The sequence below is a fragment of the Amycolatopsis keratiniphila subsp. keratiniphila genome (assembly GCF_001620365.2).
Lineage (GTDB): Bacteria > Actinomycetota > Actinomycetes > Mycobacteriales > Pseudonocardiaceae > Amycolatopsis > Amycolatopsis keratiniphila.
This window is the reverse complement of record NZ_LQMT02000010.1, coordinates 343,838-359,041: the sequence shown is the minus strand read 5'-3', so window position 1 is coordinate 359,041 and position 15,204 is coordinate 343,838. Positions and strand designations below refer to the sequence as shown.

Genomic DNA, 15,204 nt, shown 5'->3' with positions numbered 1-15,204 from the left:
GGTGGGGCGTTGGTCCGTTCGGGGCGCGGGGTGGGTGAGGCCGGCCGATCGGTCGCGTGTCATGAAAGGGTCGTTCAGGACACCTTTCGTCCTGAACGACCCTTTCATGACACGCGCCGCGGTGCTGTCACGCGCACCGCCGCCTCCGGCCCCGCGCCGCCCCGGATGCCATGAACGGTCCGTTCCTTGCAAATTTTGCAAGGAACGGACCGTTCATGGCACCTGCGGCAGCGGGCAGGCGAGGCCGCCCCGCGTCAGCGCGCCAGTTCGGCGACCAGCTCGTACGACCGCACCCGGTCCGCCTGGTCGTGCACCATCGTCGTGATCATCAGCTCGTCGGCACCAGTATCCGCCAGCAAGGTCTCCAGTCCCTTGTGGACCGTCTCGGGTGAACCGATGACGCTGCTCGAAGCCCGGTCCTCGATGAACACGCGCTCGATGTCGGTGTACGGGTACGCCGCGGCCTCTTCCGGCGTCGGCAGCGGGATGGGGCGGCCCTTGCGCAGGCTCAGGAACGTCAGGTCGCTCGGGGCGGCGAGGTATTGGGCGCGCTCGTCGGTTTCGGCGGCGACCACGGAGACGCCGAGCATCACGTACGGCTCGTCGAGGACGTCCGACGGTTTGAACGCGTCACGGTAGAGCGCCACGGCCGGCAGCGTGTTCTCGGCGCTGAAGTGGTGCGCGAACGAGAACGGCAGGCCCAGTTCCCCCGCCATCCGCGCGCTGAAGCCGCTCGAGCCGAGCAGCCACACGGGCGGCTTGTTGCCCTCGGCGGTCACGGCGTTGACGGCGCGCTGGTCGGAGTGCTCGAAGTAGGCGAGCAGTTCCGCGAACTGCTGCGGGAAGTTCTCCGCGCTGAGCCCGCCCGGGCCGCGCAGCGCGAGGGCGGTCCGCTGGTCGGTACCCGGCGCGCGCCCGATGCCGAGGTCGATCCGGCCGGGGTGGAACGCCTCCAGTGTGCCGAACTGCTCGGCCACCACCAGCGGCGCGTGGTTCGGCAGCATGACCCCGCCGGAGCCGACCCGGATGCGTTCGGTGGCGGCCGCGACCTGGCCGATCATCACGGCGGTCGCCGAACTCGCGATACCGGGCATGTTGTGGTGCTCGGCGAGCCAGTACCGGTGGTAGCCGAGGGCCTCGGTCCGGCGGGCGAGGTCGAGGGTGTTGCGCAGCGAATCCGCCACACCGCCTCCGGCCACGACGGGCGAGAGGTCGAGCACGGACAGCGGGATGTCAGGCAAAGAGGTCACGCCCCGGTACAACGCGCCGGGCCCTCGATCCCTTCCCGCGCCTGTCGATCGATCGAAATTAACCGCCTCGATGTACCCGGTACTCGGCGGAGTTCCCCCGTTTCCACGGTACGGTTGCCCCCGAATGCGAGGGTGGGAAAACCACTGAAAAGAAAGGATTGAGAGTGCCGCGTCCGGAGAGACCTTTGGACCCCGGGGACGATCCGTTGCTGGAGTTCGCCGCCGATCTCCGGCGTCTGCGGGAGAAGGCCGGGAATCCGACGTACCGGGAGCTGGGCAGGCGTGCCCACTACTCCGCGGGAACCCTCTCCGAAGCCGCCGGTGGGAAGAAGATGCCCAGCTTGGCGGTGACGTTGGCCTACGTCCGGGCGTGCGACGGCCCCGAGGAGGAGTGGGAGGCCCGATGGCACGACGTGACCGAGCGCACGCGCGGCGGAGTCCGTGATTCACCGGTTGCCCCGCTGAATGGGGAATCGCCACCTTATATCGGCCTGACCGCATTCGGGCCGGACGACGCGAGCCGATTCTTCGGTCGCGAACGACTTGTCGGAAAACTCGTCACGAGGCTTTCGGATCAACGATTCTTGGCGGTTCTGGGGGCTTCCGGTTCCGGTAAGTCGTCGTTGCTCCGGGCGGGTCTGCTGCCCGCGCTCGCCGAGTCCTCCGTCACCATGCTGATGACCCCCGGGTCGCGCCCGCTGCAGGAGTGCGCCGTCCAGTTCGGCGCCGCGCTCGGGCTCGCGCCGGGCGGCCTGCTCGGCGAGCTCACCGAGCATCCGCGCAACCTCGGCCTGGCCGCCCGCCAGCTGGTCGCCGACCGCGAGGGAGACGTCGTGCTGGTCGTCGACCAGTTCGAAGAGGTCTTCACGCTCTGCCAGGACGCCGACGAACGGGCCGCCTTCCTGTCGGCGCTGGTCACCGCGACGACCGAGCCGGAGAGCCGGACGAGGGTCGTACTCGGCATCCGCACCGACTTCTACACGCACTGCGCGCGGCATCCCGAGCTGGTCGAGGCCATGCAGGACGCGCAGATCCTTGTCGGCCCGATGAGCACCGAGGAGTTGCGGCAGGCCATCTCGCGGCCGGCGATCGACGCCGGGTACCGCGTCGAGAACGCGCTGGTCTCGCGGCTCGTCGCCGACGCGACCGGGCAGCCCGGCGTGCTGCCGCTGCTGTCGCACGCGCTGCTGGAGACCTGGCGCCGCCGCCACGGCAACACCCTCACCCTCACCGGATACGAATCCACCGGCGGGATCGAACGGTCGGTCGCGCAGACCTCCGAGCACACCTTCACCGCGCTGAGCGAACATCAGCAGCGGCTGGCGAACCAGATCTTCTTGCGGATGACCGCGCTCGGCGAAGGCACCGAGGACACGAAGCGCCGCATTACCCGCGAAGAGGTGGACGCCGACGACCCGGACGTCGCCGTCGTGCTGGACAGGCTGGCGTCTTCGCGGCTGGTCACCCTCGACGACAACGGCATCGAGATCGCCCACGAGGCGCTGATCCGGGGCTGGCCGCGTCTGCGTGAATGGCTCGCCGAGGACCGCGAAGGCCTGCGCGTGCATCGCCAGCTCACCGAAGCGACCGACGCGTGGGAATCGGTCGGCCGCGACGACGGCTGGCTCTACCGCGGCGCCCGGCTGTCCATCGCCCGGGAGTGGGCGGGGGAGCACGAGAGCGCGCTTTCCCAGCGTGAACGCCGCTTCCTCGAAGCGAGCGTGGCGATCGAAAACCATGAGCAGGCCGTCGCGCGGCGCCGCACCCGGCGGCTGCGCCAGCTGGTCGCGCTCCTGGCCGTCCTGCTGGTGCTGGCGACGGCCGCGATGGTGTACGCCGTCCGGGCCGAACAGACCGCGACCGCCCAGCGCAACAGCGCGCTCGCGCAGAAGGTCGCCGGGCAGGCCATCGAGATGCGGATGACGAATCCGGCACTGGCCGCGCAGCTCGCGCTGGCGGCGTACCGCGTCGATCCGAGCGTCGACACCCGCGGCAGCGTGCTCGCGATGTTCCAGTCGCCATACTCGACGCGGGTCCGAGGGCACGGCCACCGGGTGAACGCGACGGCCCTGCGCGGTGACGGTCAGGTGATGGTGACCGGCAGCTGGGACCATACGGCCAAGCTGTGGGACGTCAAGGATCCTCACCGCCCGAGCGAATTGGCCACGCTGACCGGGCACGCCGGCAACGTCAACTCGGTGTCCTTCAGCGCCGACGGAGGCGCGGTCGCGACGGCGGGCTGGGACAAGACCGCGCGGTTGTGGAACGTCGCAGACCCGGCGAAACCCGGGCCGGGAGTGCTGGTCGGGGAGCACCTGGGGCGGGTCAACGCGGTGGCGTTCAGCCCGAAGGCGGCGGTGCTCGCCACCTCGGACGGCGAGGGCACGGTGCGCCTGTTCGACGTCCGCGACCTCGCGAAACCGGTGCTGGTGGCCACGCTGACCGGGCACACCGGCAACGTCAACGGGCTCGCCTACGCCCCCGACGGGCGGACGCTCGTCTCGACCGGCGCAGACAAGACCGCGCGGCTGTGGGACGTCGCCGACCCGGTCACGGCCAAACCGCTCGGGGTCGTGAACGGGCACACCGCCGGTGTCCACTCCGCGGCGTTCGGCCCGGACGGCCGGACGCTCGCCACCGCGAGCATCGACCAGACCGCGCGCCTGTGGAACGTCGCCGACCCCCTGGCCCCGGCACCGCTGGGGACCGTCGACTCGCACAAGTCCATCGTGCGGTCCGTGGCGTTCAGCCCCGACGGGACGACGCTGGCCACGACCGGTTTCGACCGCACCGCGCGGCTGTGGGACGTCACCGACCCGGCGAAGCCGCGCCAGAAACCTGCGCTCGTCGGGCATACCGCGGCCGTGGTCTGGGCGGTCTTTTCGCCGGACGGCCGCACGCTGGTGACCGCGAGCGACGACCAGACGGTGCGGATGTGGGATCTGCCGGGGCCCGCGATCAGCGGTCCGGCGCGATCGGCCTGCCGGGCGGTGTTCAGCGCCGACGGGAAGCTGCTGGCCACCGGCAGCCAGGACGGCGTGGTGCGCCTGGTCGACGTGTCCGACACGCGGAACCCGCGGGAGGTGGCCAAGGTCGGCGGGTTCGGGCAAGGCGTCTGCGGTCTCGCGTTCAGCCCGGACGGACGGGCGCTCGCCGCCGGCTCCTGGGATCACACGATGCGGCTGATCGACGTCACCGATCCGCGGAAACCGGTCGACACCGGCGTCTTCTACCGGCCGGCGGACGAGATCGACCCCGTCGCGTTCAGCCCGGACGGCCGGACGCTCGCGACCGCGGGTTCGGGGCACACGATGAAGCTGTGGGACGTCGCCGACATCCGGCGGCCCGTCGAACTCGCGACGCTCACCGGACACGACGACGACGTCCATTCGCTCACCTTCAGCCCGGACGGCCGCACCCTGCTCAGCGGGGGCTGGGACCACACCGCCCGGCTGTGGGACGTCTCCATGCCGAAGGCGCCGAAGCAGCTTTCAGTACTGAAGGGACACTCCGACACGGTGTTCTCGGTGGCCTACAGTCCGGACGGGAAACTCGCCGCCACCGGAAGCGCCGACCGCACGGCCCGGCTCTGGGACGTGACGGATCCGGCGGCGCCCCGGGAGGCCGCGCTGCTGGCGGGGCACACCGACAACGTCATCTCGGTGGCCTTCAGCGGCGACGGGAAGACCTTCTCGACCGGCAGCTACGACCGCTCCGTGCGACTATGGGATGTCTCCGATCCGGGATCCGTCCGCGAATCGGCGAGCCTGACCGACGACGTCGACCGGGTCAACGCCGTGGCGTTCGCCCCCGATGGGCACACGCTCGCGGGCTCGGTCGCCGACGGCAGCGTGCGGTTGTGGGAGACCAGCCCCGAACGGGCGGCCGAACGCATCTGCGCGACGGTGCACCCGCGGATCACGGCTGACGAGTGGGAACAACACCTGCCGGGGCTCGATTACCGGCCTCCGTGCCCGTGACCACGGCCGATTCGTTGTTCGGCGTTGTTGTTCGGTGGAATCGCCGTGACACCGAACAACGAAGAGGCGCTAGAAATACCCCTGGACGTGCGATGCGTCCCCACATCGTTCACTCACCGGGGGTCTGAAGGGCTCCTTCAGGGCATTCACCAGTGTCCTGAAGGAGCCCTTCAGCTTTTTTCGCCCTCCGTCACGCGTGTCGTCCGTCCAATCACACGTGTCGTCCGTCTGATCACGCGTGTCGTCCGTCGAGGCACGCCGAACTCGCGTGATCAGGCGGCGAACTCGCGTGATTGGAGGGCGAACTCGCGTGATCAGGCGGACGGGATCCAGTCGGGGTTGGACGCCAGGACGGTCAGCTGCTGGGTCGCGCGGGTCAGCGCGACGTACAGCACCCGGCGGCCGGTGGTCGACTCCGTGATGAGGTCGTTCGGCTCCACCAGGACGACGGCGTCGTACTCGAGGCCTTTGGAATCGAGGCTGCCGACGACCTTGAGCCGCTCGTCCGAAAGTTCGGCGAGCCAGCCCTCGACCTCGGGCACCCGGTCCATGGCGGTGATCACGCCGACGGTGCCTTCGACGGCGCCCATCAGTTCCTTCACCGCGGCCTGCGTCGCCGCCTCCAGTCCGGAAGCCTCGACGGGCCGGACCTCCGGGGTGACGCCGGTCTGCCGCACCGCGCGCGGAAGCTCGTCGGCCTCGGCGTGCCCGGCGACGACCTTGGCGGCCAGATCGAAGATCTCCGCCGAGTTCCGGTAGTTGGTGCGCAGGGTGAACCGGCGCCGGGTCGTCTTGAGCCCGAACGCCTGGTCCCGCGCCATCGCGGCCTCGGCCGGATCCGGCCACGAGCTCTGCACCGGGTCGCCGACCACGGTCCAGCTCGCGTACTTGCCGCGCCGCCCGACCATCCGCCACTGCATCGGCGAGAGGTCCTGCGACTCGTCGACGACCACGTGCGAATACTCGTCGTAGTGCTCGGGCCGGGTCGGGGCGCCACCGCGCTCCGGGTTGACCTCGACGTTCTGACGGGCCCGGCGGCTCTTGGGCGGCGTGCCGATGAGGACGCGAAGCTCGTCGAGGAGCGCGACGTCCGCGATGGTCCAGCCACGCGATCGATCGGCGAAGTCGGCCGCGAGCATGCTGATCTCGTTGCGGTTGAGCAGGCCCTTCGCCGCGGAAGCGAGCCGCTTCTCGGCGCCGAGCCACCGCAGGATCTGCGCCGGGTACAGGATCGGCCACCAGACCACCAGGAACCGGTGGAACTCGATGCGCTCGCCGAGCTCGGTGATCAGCTCGGCCTTGTCGATCTGACGGCCGTCGTCCTTCGCGTGCTGCTCGGCCTTCGCGGCGAGCGCGTCGAGCAGCAGCTCGGCGGCGCGGATCCGCGACCGGTTCGGCGGCCCGCCCGCGGTGTGCACCTTACGACGCACCTTGTCGAGCTCCCGCGCGTTCAGCCGCAGCACCTCGCCGCGGTACACGATCTTCATGTCCTCTGGCGCGTCCTCGGGCGTGTCCCGCAGGGCGCGCAGCAGGATCTTCCGCATCCGCAGCGATCCCTTGATCGCCGCGAGCGGCGCCGGGTCCTGCCGGGTGGCTTCGAGACCGTCGAGGACCTCGCCGAGCGCGCGCAGTTCGACGTTCGTCTCACCCATCGACGGCAGCACCCGCGAGATGTAGCTGGTGAACACCCCGGACGGGCCGATCACCAGCACGCCCGCGCCGCCGAGCTGGCGGCGGTGGCGGTAGAGCAGGTACGCCGCCCGGTGCAGCGCGACCGCGGTCTTGCCGGTGCCGGGGCCGCCGGTGATCTCGGTGACACCGCGCCACGGCGCGCGGATGACCTCGTCCTGTTCCTTCTGGATCGTGGCGACGATGTCCCGCATCTTCTCGCCGCGCGACCGGCCGAGCGCGGCCATCAGCGCGCCTTCGCCGACGATCTGCATCCCCTCGGGGACCGCGTCGGCGATGAGGACGTCGTCGTCCACGTCGAGCACGTTCTGGCCGGAGCACCGGATCACCCGGCGCCGGACGACGTCCATCGGCTCCTCGGCCGTCGCCTGGTAGAACGCCGCGGCCGCGGGCGCGCGCCAGTCGGTGACGAGGTTGTCGAACTCGGCGTCGCGGATGCCGAGACGGCCGACGTAGATGTGGTCGTTGTCGAGGTGGTCGAGCCTGCCGAAGACCAGGCCCTCGTACTCCGCGTCGAGGGTCTGGAGGGTCTGATTGGCGTGGTACACCATCATGTCCCGTTCGAACAGCATGGACGCCTGCTCGAAGATGGCTTCCCGCCCGGCGCCATGGCCGATCTCGTAGCCCTTGGTACGCATGGCCTCAGCCTGGGCTCGCAGCTCGGCGAGCCGGGTGTAGACGGTGTCCACATGGGCTTGCTCGATGGCGATCTCGGCCCGTCTGACCCGAGGTTCGGACACGCAACGCTCCTAAACGCTTCTATCGCCTCCGAGGGCGAAGGACGACTCTACGCGAGCTGGGCGGAGGCTTCACCAAGTCCCGGCCAACGTCACGGCGGAGGGCGTTGAGGCACGATGCTCCAATGACCAGGATCGTGGCGGGGACCGCGGGCGGCAGGCGGCTGAAGGTCCCGCCGAAGGGCACGAGGCCGACCTCGGAACGTGTGCGCGAGGCGCTGTTCAACGCGCTGGAGGTCGCCGGCGAGCTCCAGGGGGCGCAGGTCCTCGACCTTTACGCCGGTTCGGGCGCGCTCGGGCTGGAGGCGTTGTCCCGCGGCGCGTCGGGCGCGCTGTTCGTCGAGTCGGACCGGCGCGCGGCCGAAGTGCTCAAGGGGAACGTCGCCGCGCTAGGCCTCGGAGGTGCGGTCCGGGCGGGCGCGGTCGAGTCCGTCGTGGCCGCTCCGGCGCCGGAAACGTTCGACATCGTCCTCGCCGACCCGCCCTACGCTGTGGATTCCACCCGTCTGGGGGAGGTCATGGCCGCGCTCGCGGCGAACCGGTGGATCACGGACGGGGCGCTGGTGGTCATCGAACGGGCCGCGCGGGACGGCGAGCCGGACTGGCCGCCGGGCTTCGAGCCGATGCGGACGAAGCGCTACGGCGACACGGCGCTCTACTGGGCCGAATATCAGGTGTGACGCAGGACGCGCAGAACGCGCAGGACGTTCCTCGCCTTGGTAGCGTCCGCGCATGCGGCGTGCGGTCTGTCCCGGGTCCTACGACCCGGCCACCAATGGACATCTCGACATCATCGAGCGGGCGGCCAAGCTGTTCGACGAGGTCGTCGTCGCGGTGGGGGTGAACAAGAGCAAGAAGGGCCTGTTCACCACCGAGGAGCGGATGGACATGCTTCGCGAGATCACCGCGAAGCTGCCGAACGTGCGCGTCGATTCCTGGCAGGGACTCCTCGTCGACTACTGCCGCGAGAACGACATCATCGCGGTCGCGAAGGGCCTGCGGTCGGTCAGCGACTTCGACTACGAGCTCCAGATGGCGCAGATGAACCGTGAGCTGACCGGGCTCGAAACCCTGCTGATGGCGAACAACCCGGCGTACGGGTTCGTGTCGAGCTCGCTGGTCAAGGAGGTCACCGCGCTCGGTGGCGACATCGAGCACCTGGTGCCGCCGATAGTGTTCAAACGCCTCTCGGAAAAGTACTCCGAACGAGGTTGACCCGAACGGCCGAAGCCGTTGGTCGGGCGCTGGTGAGCGGCGATGAAGAGTTCATCTCGACGCCTTCTGGTGAATACACGATCGGGTTACGGTCCGAAAATGACCAACAAACGATCGCGGATCGCCGCCGCGCTGCTCGTTCTGCTTGTCACCTTCTTCGGCGGACTGAGCGCCGCGCAGGCCACGGCCGCCCCCGTCTCGGTCCAGCAGAACCCGTGCGGGGATCTCACCGGGTTCAAGCACGTGTCGTTGTCGTCGCTGCCGGCCGAGGCGACGACGACCTACGACCTCATCAAGAAGGGCGGGCCGTTCCCGTACCCGGACAAGGACGGCACGGTCTTCTCGAACCGGGAGAACATCCTCCCGAAGTGCGCTTCTGCCTACTACCGCGAGTACACGGTCCCGACGCCCGGCTCTCCGGACCGCGGCGCGCGGCGCATCGTCACCGGTAACGGCGGGGAGTTCTTCTACACCGCCGACCACTACAAGACCTTCTCCGTGATCGACGTCGACGGCACCCCGGCGCCGTCCTGCGGAGACACCTCGAAGCTGACGAAGATCGGCTACTCGACGATGTCGTCCGCGGCCAAGTCCGTGGTGGACAAGGCCCGTGGCGGCGCGACCGGCACGGTCTACCAGAACCGCGAAGGGGTGCTGCCGACGTGCGCCGCCGGCTACTACCAGCTGTTCCCGGTGGGCACGAACGACCGCGTGATCTCCGGTAAGGGCGGCGAGATCGTCTACACGCCGGACCGCTACGTCACCTTCAAGCTGGTGAACCTCGCCGGCTGATCCGCCCGTGCAACATTTCGTGCCTCCCCGTCCGTGAGATACACCGGAACACGGACGAGGAGGCACGATGCGGTCTGGGGACGATGCGAGCTTCAGGGAGTTCGCCAGGGACAAGGCGCTACCGCTCAGACGGACGGCGTACCTGCTCTGCGGCGACTGGCATCTCGCGGAGGATCTGGTCCAAACCGCGCTCATCAAGCTCTACCGGGTCTGGCCGAAGGTCCGCCGGAAAGGGCCCGTCGACAACTACACGAGGCAGATCCTGATGCGCTGCTGGCTCGACGAGCGGCGACGACCTTGGCGGAGCAGGGAAAACCGCGACGGCGTCGTCCCCGAAGAGCCCGCCGCTCCCGCTGAGGCCGACATCTCGGATTCGCTGCTTCGCGCCCTCGCCGAAGTTCCCCCGAAACAGCGCGCCGCCGTCGTGCTGCGCTACTGCGCCGATCTCCCGGTCGCGGAGGTGGCCGTCGCGCTGCGCTGTTCGGAAGGGACGGTCAGGAGCCAGGCCGCGCGAGGACTCGACGTCCTCCGCGCGGCCCTGCAGAGACAGCACGACGAGGCTGTCTCCGGGAGGAGCGCGTGATGGACGAACTCGAAGACAGGCTGCGCGGGATCACACTGGCCGAGCCACCGCTCGGCTTCGACCCGGACGAGGTCGCCGGGAAGGCGGCGAAGAAGGCGCGGAACCGGCGAGGAGTCGTGGCCACGGGGATCGCGACACTGGCGGTGATCGCGGCTGCGGTGGTGTTCGTGGCGCCGGGGAACGGCCCCGCGCCGGCCGTGCCGCCCATCCCGGTCGCGCCGTCACCGAGTGGCGCGCCGTCGCCGGCTCCGGCGAACGGCGACCTGGCCGCGAGGAAGGCGAGGATCTCCGGGCATTTGGCGATCGCGCTGCCCGGCGTGCTCACCGGGGCGATGGACGTCCGGATCCGCTCCGTGCATCAGCTGGGCACCTGGGACGCCCTCGTCTTCATGATCGGCTACCGGGACGCCTCCGGCGCCGATCGTCCCCTCCTGCTCACTGTTCTCGGGGTCGAAGCGGCCAAACGCGGGTTCTCGCTCGAAGACAGCTGTAAGCCTGGCCGCCGGCCCCGCGGCGGATTCGACGCCGACCTCGGCGGGGTGACGAGCGGGGAACCGGTGGACTGCGTGAAGCTGCTCCAACCGGACCGAAGCACCGTCGTCGTCACCGGGACCGTCCCGTCGTTGCCTCCCGGCGACGTCGAACCGGGTCGCGACGCGATCGCGTACCGGGCCGACGGCACGGTGGTCGCCGTGTCCACCGGCGCGGGCGACGGAGGCTCGCGTCCGCCGGACGACCAGTTGATCAAGCTGGTCTCGGATCCTGAACTCGATCTCCGGTAGGCGACGCGCGGTACCAGGCGGGACACGCCCGGTACCGCGCGCTTTCACCCCTTACGGCGGTGATGAGGGCAAACTGAACTCAGGGAATGTGGGGATCGCTGTAGGTAGGGAGTGGCCGTGTACCGGGTTTTCGAGGCGCTCGACGAGCTCGTCACCATCGTGGAGGAAGCCCGCGGCGTGCCGATGACCTCCAGTTGCGTCGTCCCGCGCGGGGACACCCTGGAGCTGCTCGACGACATCCGTGACGCCCTGCCGGGCGAGGTCGACGACGCGCAGGACGTCCTGGACAAGCGTGACCAGCTGATCCAGACCGCCCGGACGGAAGCGGCGGAGACGATCACCACGGCGAACACCGAGGCCGACCGCACGGTCGCCGACGCGCAGGCCGAGGCCGAGCGCATCCTCGCCGACGCCCGCGCCCGCGCGGAGCAGATGATGAGCGACGCGCACGCCGAGGCGGAGCGCATGGTCGCCGCCGGGCAGGCCGAGTTCCAAAACCTCACCGACCGCTCGCGTGCCGAGTCGGAGCGGATGATCCAGGCCGGTCGCGACGCCTACGAGCGCGCCATCGAGGACGGCCGCGCCGAACAGGCCCGGCTCGTCGCCCAGACCGAGGTCGTCCAGGCCGCGCACGGCGAGGCGGCGCGCATCGTCGACGAGGCGCACGTCGAGGCCGACAAGCAGCGCGGCGACTGCGACGCCTACGTCGACGGGAAGCTGGCCGAGTTCTCCGAGCTGCTGGCGACCACGCTGCGGACGGTCGACTCCGGGCGCAACCACCTGCGGTCGCCGGTCAACCTGCCGGGCAACAGCCGGACCTCGCTGTACGACTACCAGAGCTGATCGCCTGGGCACCTCGAGTACGTGAAGGCCCCCTTCACTACCTTCAGGGTAGGTAAGGAGGCCTTCACGGACCGGCCTACTGGCGCGCCCAATGTGGCATCGGAGACGCTCAACGTCCCCAATGCCACATTGGGAGCACTCGTCCGCGCCCAGGGGTCCCGGCCGCCCGAAAGTGAGTGGCGGTACCTGCGTACCCTGGTGACCGATGTCTGAGAACAAGTCGCCGCAGGCCAAGCCTGCGCAGCTGGACGACCGGAACCCGTGGGTGCTCGACACCCGCGAGCTCGGCCGTCACGCCGGCCTGAGCAAGGCCGTCCAACGCTCGATCCCCGTCGAGACCGCGCTCGGAGTGCCCGACGTCATCACCATCGACGCCGGCTCCAGCCTGGAGCTCGACCTGCTGCTCGAATCCGTCGTCGAGGGTGTGCTCGTCAGCGGTACGGCGTCCGCCGTCGCGACGGGGCACTGCTCGCGGTGCCTCGACCCGATCACCGAGGACGTCGAGGTCGACCTGACCGAGCTCTTCGCCTACCCCGGCTCCGCGACCGAGGAGACCACCGACGAGGACGAGATCCCCCGCCTGGTGGACGACCGGATCGATCTCGAGCCGACGGTCCGCGACGCGGTGGTGCTGGCGTTGCCGCTGGCCCCGCTGTGCACCGAGGACTGCCGGGGACTGTGCACCGAATGCGGTGTCAAGTGGGCCGATCTCGAGCCCGGTCACGGGCATGAGAAGATAGACCCTCGGTGGGCCGCGCTGGTCGATCGTTTCGAGGACGAAACGGGCGATGACCAGGCCGATGGCCCCGGAAAGCAAGCCTGACGAGCACCAGCTCGTTCCGGAGAAGCAAGTTCGCTCGCGACCGCGGGCAGACCGTCTGAAGGAGATCTACTCGTGGCCGTCCCGAAGCGGAAGATGTCGCGATCCAACACCCGCGCGCGCCGCAGCCAGTGGAAGGCGGCTCCGGTTCAGCTGGTGCCCTGCTCCAACCGCGCCTGCAAGCAGCCGAAGCTCCAGCACATCGCGTGCCCGGCCTGCGGCCAGCACAACGGTCGCCAGGTCGTCGAGCCCGCCTGATCGGCAGCTGACGACATGGGGGGCAAGTCGGCCGGTGGACCACCCGCGGACCCCGCACCACTGCTCGAAGCACTCGGGATCACGATCGAGCCCGAGCTGCTGACGCTGTCGTTGACCCACCGTTCTTATGCCTATGAGAACGGTGGGTTGCCGCCGAACGAGCGTTTGGAGTTCCTCGGGGACGCGGTGCTGGGCCTGGTCGTCACCGACCACCTCTACAACACCCATCCCGAACTGGCCGAAGGTCAGCTCGCGAAGCTCCGTGCCAGCGTGGTCAACATGCACGCGCTGGCCAGGGTCGCGCGCGGCCTCGGCGAGGGCGGGCTGGGCAGGCACCTGTTGCTGGGCAAGGGCGAAGAGCTCACCGGCGGCCGGGACAAGGCGAGCATCCTCGCCGACGGGCTCGAGGCCGTCATCGGCGCCGCGTACCAGCAGCACGGCATCGACGTCGCGCGCAAGCTCGTGCACCACCTGTTCGACGGCCTGCTCGCCGAGGCGCCGCTGCGTGGCGCCGGCCTGGACTGGAAGACCAGCCTCCAGGAGTTGACGGCGTCGGCCGGGCTCGGCGTGCCCGAGTACAAGGTCGAGGACACCGGGCCGGATCACCGCAAGGAGTTCAGCGCCACCGTCCTCGTCGGCGGGCGTGAACTCGGCTACGGCTCGGGAACGACCAAGAAGGAAGCCGAGCAGAAGGCCGCCGAGACGGCCTGGCGTCAGCTTTCGGCCGAGCTCGACATCGAGCAGCCCCCGAAGACGACCTGAGTCCCCTTCACCGGGACGGTTCGTTGACGCACGAGCCGGTGAATCAGTAACCTCATCGCAGTCCGCCGCCACTGACGCGACCGTTCAGGTCGCCTGTCGAGAGGTCGGCGGATGCGTCATTTCTGCCTGGTCACAGCCGCGATTCTGGCGTTCGTGACAGGTCCTGCCACGGCTTCGGCCGCCCAAGTCGTCCGGGTGACGTCGTTGAGCGCCTTGCAGGCGGCGATCGACAAAGCCGGTCCCGGCGACGAGATCCGGCTGGCCGACGGAAGCTATTCGGCGGGCTCGGCCATCGCGATCAAACGGTCGGGAACGGCGAACGCGCCGATCACCATCACCGCGGAACACGTCGGCAAGGCCGAGATCAAGGGTTCCGCGGGTTTCTCGTTCTCTTCGGGTGCTTCGCATGTCGTGTTGCGCGGGTTCAAGCTCCGGCACGGTGGCTCGATGAGCGTGCCGGTGGGCAGCACGCACAACCGGCTGACCCGGCTCGACGTCCAGCTCTCCGGCGGCGGCAACTGGGTCACTCTCAACGGTGACGACACCGAGTTCGATCACAACGTCATGCAGAACCGCACCACCCAGGGCGTCTTCCTGCAGGTGCTCGGCCCGGCCAAGGACATGGCGAAGCGGGTCAAGGTGCACCACAACTACTTCTCCAACCACAAGTTCACCGGTTCGAACGGTGGCGAGTCGATCCGGTTCGGGCTGAGCCACCACCAGAAGTACTCGGCGGGCGGGGTCGTCGAGTACAACCTTTTCGAGAAGGCCGACGGGGATTCCGAGGCGATCTCCGTGAAGTCGTCGGACAACGTCGTGCGGTACAACACGATCCGCGACAGCCGCGGCTTCATCGTGCTGCGCCACGGGGATCGCAGCGTGGTGGAGGGGAACATCCTGCTGGGCCGGTCCGGGATCCGGTTCCACGGAAACGACCACAAGATCGTCAACAACTACGTGCACACCACGGCGAACCGCGGGATCGTCTTCGGCTCGGGCAACGAGGCGGACAGCGGGCCGGACAGCAAACTCCACGACCGCCCCGACCGGGTCGTGGTCGCGTACAACACCGTCGTCGGGACCACCGACGGCATCCACGGCGATGGTGGCGACTTCAAGCCCAAGGACTGCGTGCTCGCGAACAACATCCTGCAGGGGACCGGAAAACTCGTGAGCATGCCGGGCGGTTCGGACGTGAAGTACGAGGGGAACATCGCCTGGGGCGGGCCCGCGGGAATGCCTTCGGGCGGCTATAAGGCCGTCGACCCCAAGCTGGTGCAGGACGGGTTGTACCGGCTGTCCTCGGGGAGCCCGGCGGTCGACGCCGGTGTCGGCTCCTACCCGTACGCCGGCACCGATTTCGATTTGCAGACGCGGTCCGGGAAGTACGACGTCGGGGCCGACGAACTGCTGCCGGGAGGGGCGCGGAAAGCCTTGACGAAGGCGGATGTCGGGCCGCTCGCTCCCTGACCGTCCGCACCGGTCCGCCGGTG

13 protein-coding genes are annotated in these 15,204 nt (G+C 69.4%); 11 read left to right on the top strand and 2 right to left on the bottom strand.

Annotated elements, in window-relative coordinates; translation table 11 throughout:
• Positions 1-254: 254 nt before the first annotated feature.
• Positions 255-1,250 (bottom strand): LLM class flavin-dependent oxidoreductase, encoded by a 996-nt coding sequence (locus AVR91_RS09930; RefSeq protein WP_211282682.1) that lies wholly within the window; start codon positions 1,248-1,250, stop codon positions 255-257.
• Positions 1,251-1,414: 164 nt separating this feature from the next.
• Between AVR91_RS09930 and AVR91_RS09925 the strand changes: the two genes are divergently transcribed.
• A complete protein-coding gene (locus AVR91_RS09925) occupies positions 1,415-5,230 on the top strand; it encodes an nSTAND1 domain-containing NTPase (RefSeq protein WP_455577833.1) in 3,816 nt (1,271 codons plus the stop codon).
• Positions 5,231-5,544: 314 nt separating this feature from the next.
• Here AVR91_RS09925 and AVR91_RS09920 read toward each other — a convergent pair whose 3' ends face one another.
• Positions 5,545-7,659, bottom strand: coding sequence for a HelD family protein (locus AVR91_RS09920; protein WP_063273294.1), 2,115 nt, complete (start codon positions 7,657-7,659; stop codon positions 5,545-5,547).
• Between the two features lie 122 nt (positions 7,660-7,781).
• Here AVR91_RS09920 and rsmD point away from each other — a divergent pair, with 122 nt between their 5' ends.
• From rsmD to AVR91_RS09870, 10 genes are all read left to right on the top strand, one after another.
• Positions 7,782-8,336: a 16S rRNA (guanine(966)-N(2))-methyltransferase RsmD gene (rsmD, locus tag AVR91_RS09915; RefSeq protein ID WP_063273295.1), complete on the top strand. Its 555-nt coding sequence runs from the start codon at positions 7,782-7,784 to the stop codon at positions 8,334-8,336.
• Positions 8,337-8,388: 52 nt separating this feature from the next.
• Positions 8,389-8,871, top strand: coding sequence for a pantetheine-phosphate adenylyltransferase (gene coaD / locus AVR91_RS09910; RefSeq protein ID WP_016336395.1), 483 nt, complete (start codon positions 8,389-8,391; stop codon positions 8,869-8,871).
• Between the two features lie 99 nt (positions 8,872-8,970).
• Positions 8,971-9,663 carry a ribonuclease domain-containing protein gene (locus AVR91_RS09905; protein ID WP_063273296.1) on the top strand — a complete coding sequence of 231 codons (693 nt, stop codon included), beginning with the start codon at positions 8,971-8,973 and terminating at the stop codon, positions 9,661-9,663.
• Positions 9,664-9,730: 67 nt separating this feature from the next.
• Positions 9,731-10,246, top strand: a complete 516-nt coding sequence (locus tag AVR91_RS09900) for an RNA polymerase sigma factor (RefSeq protein WP_063273297.1) — start codon at positions 9,731-9,733, stop codon at positions 10,244-10,246.
• The gene (locus tag AVR91_RS09895) at positions 10,246-11,028 is read left to right on the top strand and encodes a hypothetical protein (protein WP_063273298.1); all 783 of its coding nucleotides are present in this window, start codon (positions 10,246-10,248) and stop codon (positions 11,026-11,028) included. Before AVR91_RS09900 ends, AVR91_RS09895 begins: the two co-directional genes overlap by 1 nt.
• Before the next feature lie 117 nt (positions 11,029-11,145).
• Entirely contained in the window at positions 11,146-11,871 is a 726-nt protein-coding gene (locus AVR91_RS09890; RefSeq protein ID WP_034323487.1) for a DivIVA domain-containing protein, read from the top strand.
• Positions 11,872-12,076: 205 nt separating this feature from the next.
• A complete protein-coding gene (locus AVR91_RS09885; RefSeq protein ID WP_016336390.1) occupies positions 12,077-12,694 on the top strand; it encodes a YceD family protein in 618 nt (205 codons plus the stop codon).
• 72 nt (positions 12,695-12,766) lie between these two features.
• A complete protein-coding gene (rpmF, locus tag AVR91_RS09880; RefSeq protein ID WP_005160412.1) occupies positions 12,767-12,949 on the top strand; it encodes a 50S ribosomal protein L32 in 183 nt (60 codons plus the stop codon).
• A 15-nt stretch (positions 12,950-12,964) separates the two neighbouring features.
• The gene (gene rnc / locus AVR91_RS09875; RefSeq protein WP_172843579.1) at positions 12,965-13,711 is read left to right on the top strand and encodes a ribonuclease III; all 747 of its coding nucleotides are present in this window, start codon (positions 12,965-12,967) and stop codon (positions 13,709-13,711) included.
• 111 nt (positions 13,712-13,822) lie between these two features.
• Positions 13,823-15,181, top strand: a complete 1,359-nt coding sequence (locus AVR91_RS09870; protein WP_063273299.1) for a polysaccharide lyase 6 family protein — start codon at positions 13,823-13,825, stop codon at positions 15,179-15,181.
• The last annotated feature ends 23 nt before the right edge of the window (positions 15,182-15,204 follow it).